8 protein-coding genes are annotated in these 7,821 nt (G+C 48.5%); 1 reads left to right on the top strand and 7 read right to left on the bottom strand.

The annotated features are described in order from the left end of the window. Positions 1–718: 718 nt before the first annotated feature. The gene (locus QSV34_RS12270) at positions 719–1,384 is read left to right on the top strand and encodes a hypothetical protein (RefSeq protein ID WP_289155111.1); all 666 of its coding nucleotides are present in this window, start codon (positions 719–721) and stop codon (positions 1,382–1,384) included. Positions 1,385–1,625: 241 nt separating this feature from the next. On the opposite strand, the gene QSV34_RS12265 is transcribed toward QSV34_RS12270, so the two are convergent. From QSV34_RS12265 to QSV34_RS12235, 7 genes are read right to left on the bottom strand one after another with little or no spacing between them, the layout of a single operon-like run. Beyond that, complete coding sequence (locus QSV34_RS12265; protein WP_289155110.1) at positions 1,626–2,474, bottom strand: fumarylacetoacetate hydrolase family protein; 849 nt, start codon at positions 2,472–2,474, stop codon at positions 1,626–1,628. A gap of 17 nt (positions 2,475–2,491) precedes the next feature. Beyond that, positions 2,492–3,265 (bottom strand): SDR family NAD(P)-dependent oxidoreductase, encoded by a 774-nt coding sequence (locus tag QSV34_RS12260; protein ID WP_289155108.1) that lies wholly within the window; start codon positions 3,263–3,265, stop codon positions 2,492–2,494. A gap of 8 nt (positions 3,266–3,273) precedes the next feature. Continuing rightward, positions 3,274–4,467 (bottom strand): UxaA family hydrolase, encoded by a 1,194-nt coding sequence (locus tag QSV34_RS12255; RefSeq protein WP_289155107.1) that lies wholly within the window; start codon positions 4,465–4,467, stop codon positions 3,274–3,276. A gap of 12 nt (positions 4,468–4,479) precedes the next feature. After that, entirely contained in the window at positions 4,480–4,785 is a 306-nt protein-coding gene (locus QSV34_RS12250) for a UxaA family hydrolase (RefSeq protein ID WP_289155105.1), read from the bottom strand. A 2-nt stretch (positions 4,786–4,787) separates the two neighbouring features. After that, positions 4,788–5,627 (bottom strand): amidohydrolase family protein, encoded by an 840-nt coding sequence (locus QSV34_RS12245; protein WP_289155103.1) that lies wholly within the window; start codon positions 5,625–5,627, stop codon positions 4,788–4,790. A gap of 3 nt (positions 5,628–5,630) precedes the next feature. After that, positions 5,631–6,644 (bottom strand): aldo/keto reductase, encoded by a 1,014-nt coding sequence (locus QSV34_RS12240; RefSeq protein ID WP_289155101.1) that lies wholly within the window; start codon positions 6,642–6,644, stop codon positions 5,631–5,633. Continuing rightward, the gene (locus tag QSV34_RS12235) at positions 6,644–7,801 is read right to left on the bottom strand and encodes an alpha-hydroxy acid oxidase (RefSeq protein WP_289155099.1); all 1,158 of its coding nucleotides are present in this window, start codon (positions 7,799–7,801) and stop codon (positions 6,644–6,646) included. Before QSV34_RS12235 ends, QSV34_RS12240 begins: the two co-directional genes overlap by 1 nt. Between the last annotated feature and the right edge of the window lie 20 nt (positions 7,802–7,821).

Here is a 7,821-nt window from a genome sequence, read left to right as displayed (position 1 = left end):
ACGCTCTTTGCGAGTTTTCTTGCGGTGTTTTTCAAAACCATCGGTCAGGGATTGTTGGCGCATTCGTATCTCGGGGTTGTGGATATGCTGCTATTATCGCTCAATCGATGAATTAATCAGAGTTGCCCTAACAGGTATGTAATATTACATGCCTCAACAATTTCACAAAACATCAACTTTCGTGGTAAATGGGAGAGTTTTCAAGCAATCAATCTGGATATTAAAACCAATAAGATAAAAGCACTTTTGAAAGGCTCTCCTAATCTTCATCCTGCCCAATCTAATTTGGGGTATATCGTAGCTTTTAACAAAAATTCCAACCAAGTGTATATGCCGGCCTTCGATTCAAGTGAAACAAAGATTATTTGTAATTGTTAATATTTTTACAATTAGTGCGCTGCTTGCTCCTATGGTCATACTTTGTTTGAGTGGGTTATGGGCTATAGATCAGCTATTCGATTATTTCGAGTGGGGTCTAAGTCTTTCTCTGTATTTACATATCTTGGCGTATGTAGTTCCGGCAGTTCTTATAATTTCAATACCGTTGGATATTTTTAAGTATTTAAAAGACCTAAGAAAATGTAAAAAAACGGGATTAGCTACAAGGAGTTTATAAGAGTTGATAGAGGAGGTTAAATATAAGGGTGTATATTAATGAAGATAAAGGTTATGAATGTGATTCAGAAAAGCTGGCGGAATCTCTAAGTTATGTTGTTCAATGAACATGATATTAAACCCTAAGAAGCACTTGAATGACTTAAATAAGGATTTAGAGAATCCTGACGAGGCTATTCTTAGGTGGCTGAGGCCAATAGATGTAAGTGGAGTAGATTCTGAATCTTTGTTAAAGCTCAATGAAAAGAAATGGTTCGCTACCGGATTGCGTGATGATGAAAATGAAACGGCAGATGAAATAATTACTGATTATCTTCGCGAATGTCTTTCTCGGCAAGATAAACTAGTTTCTGAAAATAAAGATATTCCTAAGGATGCGGTTATTGATGCAAAAATGCTTGTTGATGCGGCAATTTTTTTGATTTGTTTTTTAGGGTCAAGCTATGCGGCAACACTCCTCTCTTGGTCGAGGGAGCTTATAAGTCCGGATAATGCTAGCGATTGTTTAGTAGATCTGTCCGAGGCTTATGCTAATTCTCAATCTTTTGTTCGAGATATTCTTAGAGATTTTATACTCGAAATATATCGATATGGGCCACTTTGGGGTGATGAAGGGCGAGAAGTTTTTAATACCTTAAATGATGATCAACAACTTTTTTTAAAAACAGTATTCGATGATGGTTATTTAACAATCGATAAAAATAATGCTCGATTATTTGAAAGTGGACAAGAAAGATGGAGTAATTCAAACAAAGCTGACGATTCCTAAAGGCGGTATGCTTATCGCGTAGATTTTCTTTCTTTCAGTTGTGGATTGTACTTTGATGTCTCGCTGTGTTTGATTACGTAGCATAATGGTTCCTAATGTATTTGTGGGGCTATAATGAACCATCGAATTTTAAGGCTGAAAGATGTTCAGCAATTAAAAGGCCTTTTTCCATTTCTCAAAAGCGAAAATCCACCAAGGGAAGTGACGGTGGATTTGCGCTTTTGAAAAAGAGGCGCTGAGTTTATTTCGGGCAAGCCGTTACGATTTGCTTCTGGCTGCCAAGTCCTTCAATACCTAGTTCCATCACATCGCCTGGTTTAAGGTAAATTGGCGGCTTTTGCCCAAGACCAACTCCAGGAGGTGTGCCTGTGGATATAACGTCACCGGGTTGCAGGCTCATATATTGGCTTAAATAGCTGACGATAAATGCCGGGCTGAAAATCATGGTAGAAGTGTTGCCATCCTGGAAGCGGTGACCATTAACCTCCAGCCACATGCTCAGGTTTGCTACATCACCGACTTCATCGGCAGTAACGAGATAAGGGCCGATAGGGCCAAAGGTATCGCAGCCTTTGCCAAGATCCCATTGGCCGCTGCGTTCCAGCTGAAATTCCCGCTCGGATATATCGTTGCAAACAAAATAGCCGGCAATGCACTCGGCGGCTTCCTCTTCACTGACGTAAGAGGCAGTTTTGCCAATCACCATGGCTAACTCTACTTCCCAGTCAGTTTTTTCGCTGTTGCGAGGAATCACTACGGTATCGTTGGGGCCGATCACAGAGCTGGTAGCTTTCATAAATACGACTGGCTCTGGTGGAATCGGTGCACCGGTTTCGGCGGCGTGGTCGGCGTAATTCAAGCCGATGCAAATAAATTTACCTATATTGCCGACACAGGCACCCAGACGTACTTCGCCTTCCACTTGTGGCAGTTCTTTGGCATCCAGAGATTGCAGTTTTGCCAGGCTGTCAGAATCCAGCACAGTTCCGTCAATGTCACTGACATGGCTAGCCAGACTGCGGATATTGCCTTGGTCATCCAGAAGGCCAGGTTGTTCTTTGCCGGGGGTTCCATAACGTAATAGTTTCATCGGTTATTCACCTTGGATCAGTTGTTGAGGGTGACAAAGCCACCGTCGATAGGGAAGTTACAGCCTGTAATAAACGCTGATTCATCAGAACAGAGATAGGCGACCAAGCCTGCCATTTCGTCCGGTTTGCCCATGCGCCCAATAGGTTGGGTTTTAGAAAGTTTGTCGAACATTTCATCCACATTGTCCGGATAGTTGTTGGCCAGGAAGTTGTCCACAAAGGGCGTATGAACTCGCCCCGGTGCAATGCAGTTACAGCGAATTCCATCGCCGATATAGTCCTTGGCCACCGAGTAGGTCATGGTTAATACTGCGCCCTTGGTCATGGAGTAGGCAAAGCGGTCTGCAATGCCCACCGATGAGGCTACTGAAGCCAGGTTGACAATAGCGCCTCGCTGGCGGGCTTTCATGGTCGGAACCAGAGCAGACATGCAGTTGTACGTGCCTTTTACGTTCACCTGGTAGAGTCTGTCCAAGTCGTCTTCATTGCACTGTTCGATAGTGCCTATATGGGCGATACCGGCACTGTTTACCAATATGTCGATCGGATTCTGCTCGTCCAGTTCGCTAAATAGTTCTTTCACTGCCTGGGTGTTGGCAATATCGCAGCTGTGAGCGCTTGCTGTGCCGCCACTGGCTTGAATTTGCTCAACAGTTTGCTGAGCGGTGTCCATATTAAGATCCACAATCAGTACATGGGCGCCTTCTCCGGCCAGGCGTTGGCAAACCGCCTGGCCAATGCCACTGCCGCCACCGGTAACCAGGGCGGTTTTGTTCGCAAGTCGTTGCATGATTTCTCCTAGGCTGTTGCCGGTAAACAACCGGGGCCGATTGGTTCGAATTGCTTGTAGGTCAAAATAAATTCCTGGTGACCCATGGCTTCAGATTTACTCGGCGCCTTGTTAGCCACCTCAATAACCAGGTCGTAAATTTCCTGGCCGACGCTGTCTACGTCTCCTTCTCCATTCATGATTTTGCCAGCGTTAATATCCATATCGTCTGCCATACGTTCATAGGTTTCCGGGTTGGCGCAGATTTTGATCACTGGCGAGATGGCGGAGCCCACCACCGAGCCGCGCCCTGTGGTAAACAGTACCAGATGGCTGCCGGAGGCGATCAGTTCGACAATTTCCGCGTTGTCAGAAATGTTGGGGAAACCAAATCGCGGTTCGCCATCAGGTACAACATCCAGCAGGTATAGCCCGCCTTGAGGTGGTACATCGCCGGGCTTGATCAGCCCATGAATCTGCGAGTCGCCGGATTTACAGTAAGCCCCCATGGATTTTTCTTCCTGGGTAGTAAGGCCACCCTCGGCATTGCCTGGGGCAAAGCTGCCGTAACCCATGGTGGTGTAGTAGTTGGCGGCTTTAATCATGGCCGCTTCAATTTCCTTCGCCAGCTCCGGAGTGGCAGCGCGTTGATACATAGTGTCTTCACAGCCAATCAGCTCGCCGGTCTCTTCAAAGATGCAGGTAGCATTGGCTTCTACCAATTTGTCAAAGCAGCGGCCTACTGCCGGATTGGCGGTAATCCCGCTGGTGCCATCTGAGCCGCCGCATATAGTGCCAACAATCAATTCACTGACATCCATGGGCACCAGTTCGGTCTGTTCGGCTTGGGCTAACAGCTGTTGTACTTTGGAAACTCCGGCTTGGATGGTTTTAAGGGTGCCGCCTTGCTGTTGGATCACCAATGTTTCCACTGGGCGACCACTAGCTGCAATCGTTGCTTGCAAAGATTCTCGGTTAAAGCCCTCACATCCCAGCGATACCAGCAGTACGCCGCCCACATTGGGGTGAGTGCAAAGCTGCTCCATCATGTTCAGCGCATACTCATTGGGATAACAGCCTGGGAAGCCGATCAAGTGCACATTGTCGTTGTTGCTTTTGCTGACAATCTGACGAGACACGTGGTGAGCGCACTCCACCAGGTAAGCAACGGCAACAATATTGCGAATGCCTTTGCGGCCATCTTGGCGTAAATAACCGTTCATGCTTCTTTGCTCCTAATGGCTGACCACATCCCGTGTGTGGCTGGCGATGTAATCACTTTTCATATTGTGCAGGTGTACGTGGCGCCCGGTGGCAATGTCTGCAGTCGCTGAGCCAATGGAGGCGCCGTATTTAATGATTTTGTTGCCTGCGGAAATTTCTCCCAGTGCGACTTTGTGGCCCACTGGAATCTCTTCTGCAATCCGGATCAGTGCACCGTCAATGATGATGGTTTCGTTCACTAACAAATTACGTCGACTGACACCGATGTTGTCTGCAGGGTGTAGGGCTATTACGTCGTTGTTACTTTGGGCTGTCATGGCTAGTCCTGTAATTGATAAAACTCACAGGCGTTATCGCCCAGAATTCTCTGTTTGTCGCTATCGCTGAGCGCGGAAAACAGAGTATTTGTGAGAATGCGCCAGTGACCATAGTTCATGCTCAGATTAACCACCGGCCAATCGCTACCCCAGAGCAGCCGGTTTGGACCGAAGCAGTTGTAGAGATGATCAAAATAAGGCTGAAGAGTGTCTGCATTGGCATTTTCACCGGCTTCAGTGACAAGCCCTGAGACTTTGCAAAAGGCGTGTGTGTGGCCAGCGATATCCTCAAGGTCGTTAAACCATTGGGTGTTATTACCTGCTGCGATATTTGGCTTGGCGCCATGGTCGATAACAGTGCGCAGTTCTGGGTGCCGTTTGAGCAACTTCAGAAGATTGGGCAAGTGGTGGGGTAACACCAGTGCATCGAAGCTCAGGTTATTTTCCTGAAGGGCAACAAATGCTTCGTTTAATTGCGCCATTAACATCCAGTTCGGGTCGTTAATATCCTGGATCATTGGGCGTATACCCTTGAAGAAAGGGTTTTTAGCCAATTCGTGAATACGATTCGCTGCATCCGGGGAGGCCATGTCTACCCAGCCCACAACACCAGCAATAAAATCGTATTGCTCAGCCAGTGAAAGCATAAAGTCAGTTTCTGCCTCACTGTCAGCTGCCTGTACTAAAACGGTTTTGTGTATGCCATTTTCAGCGAGCAGAGGGGCGATATCCGCTGGCAAGAAGTCCCGATAAAGCACATCCAAATCTGCTGTTAGCCAGCGATAGTCACCTCGATTGATTTGCCAAAAGTGCTGGTGGCTGTCGACTTGTATGTTGCCCATGGGTTAAGCGCCTCCGGGCAGGGGGGTGGCTTCGTGCACTAGGTGTTGCTCGCGAAGCGCTTGCCAGAATGTTTGTGGAATGGAAGTGTTGAATAAATCCAGAGTTTGTTGAATGCGTTTTGCATTGCCCATACCGGGGATCACGCTGGCTACGGCGGGGTGAGCCAAAGGAAATTGCAGCGCAGCGGCAGGCAGGGGAATATTGTGTTCGTCACACAGAGCTTCTATCTGTGCGACTTTGTTTATAACGTCTTGAGGCGCTGGCCCGTAATCGTAATGAATCGTGCCGCTTTTGCGGGTGCCGGTGGCAAGAATACCGGAGTTATAGGCACCGCCAATTACTATGGAGCAGTTGCGCTGCTTGCACTTGGGCAAAAAGGTATTGAGGGATTCCTGTTCCAGCAAGGTGTAACGACCGGCCAGCAGAAAGCAGTCCCAGTCGCCGTATTCCAGCGCTTGTTCGCACACTTGATACTCATTTACCCCAAGGCCAATGGCTTTTATCAGGCCTTGGTCGCGCAGCTTTGCCATGGCTTTGTAACCGCCATCCATAGCAATGGGAAACAGCTGTTCGTTGGTTGCGCCGTGGGTGAAGGGGCCAATATCATGCATATACAGGATATCTATACGGTCCAAGCCGGTGCGCTGCAAACTGCTTTCAAATGAGCGCATGACACCGTCATAGCTGTAGTCGTATTCAATATCGAATGGCATGGGTGACACAAAACCATGGCGTTCGCTAGCGTAACCAGCAGGCTTTAAAAGGCGTCCAACCTTGCTGGAAAGTATGTAATCACGGCCCCTAAGGGCATCACCAGTGCGCCTCTCGCTGAGACCTTGACCGTAATGAGGTGCAGTGTCGTAATAGCGAAAGCCCGCATCCCAAGCAGTGTTTAAAACGTCGTGGGCATCAACATCGGTTATGGCTCGGTACAAATTGCCTAAGGACGCGCAGCCAAAGCCCAGAACATCCAGTTCCAGATTGGTATTGCCAACTTTACGCCGCTCAAAACTCATCAGCTGTTCTCCACCAGGCAGCCGGGCAAGTCTGCCACTGTGGCACAACCCAGCTGGTTCATTACTTGTGTCAGCTGTGTATGAAGCATATTGATGGTGTGGATGCCGCCCTTGTTACCCAGAGCGCCGACGCCGTAAACGAAAGGGCGCCCCAAAAAGGTAAAGTCCGCGCCGCAGGCCAGGGCGCTGGCAATATTGGTACCGGAGCGTAGTCCGGAATCCATAAAGATCTTGATTTTGTCGCCGTATAACCGCGCTGCCTTTTTCAGGGCCGGAACCGGTGACTCTCCCTGATCAAGCTGACGCGCGCCGTGATTGGACATCACCACAGCATCGGCGCCCAGTTCCACAGCGCTGGCCACGTCTTTTTCGTTGATCAGGCCCTTGACGACCAGTGGGCCCTTCCAGAAGTCGCGGATGGGCTTCAAGCCCTCAATATCCACCCGGCCCATCACCGTTTTGTTCATAAATTTGGCAAGCTGATCGGTAGGCATGTTTTCGGGCATATAGGGTTTGAGGGTTTGCATTTCAGGTTTGCCGGCTTTGGCGGTCGCCAACAGCCAGGCAGGGCGGGCAAGCATTTGAAGGATATTGGAAAGCGACATTTTGGGTGGCATGGCTAAACCATTGCGAATATCCCGTGGTCGGTAGCCAAAAGTCGGAACATCAACAGTAACCACCAGTACCGGGTAATGTGCAGCGGCAATGCGGTTTAGGAGATCTCTGCGAATTTCCGGGTCGGTGGGGTTGTACAGCTGATACCAGGCTTTTCCTTCGGATATCTCAGCAATATCTTCCAGTTTGGCGGAAGAAACGGTACTCAGCACGAATGGAATGTTCTTGTCAGCGGCCGCCTTGGCCAGAATTTCTGGTGCTTTTGGCCACATGAGGCCTTGTAAACCCACTGGGGCTACGCCAAACGGTGCTGAATAGGTATGACCGAACAGCTCCACTTCCAGAGAGCTTCCCCCAAAGGACTTTAGCAGCTCACTACGCAACTGTACCGCCTGTATATCCTGGCGATTTCGCAGCAGGCCAATTTCCTCGTGGCAGCCTCCTTCGATGTAATCAAAAGCAAAACGGGGGATGCGCTTTTTCGCCTGTTTTTTCAGATCAGCAGTGCCAGGGAAGCGGGAGTCTACAAAAGATTTTGACATTTTATATATAAAATAATAAT

Origin of the sequence: Porticoccus sp. W117, assembly GCF_030341905.1 — a bacterium.
GTDB lineage: Bacteria > Pseudomonadota > Gammaproteobacteria > Pseudomonadales > Porticoccaceae > SCSIO-12696.
Note: the sequence above shows the minus strand (reverse complement) of the source record. Positions and strands in the feature narration are given on the sequence as shown.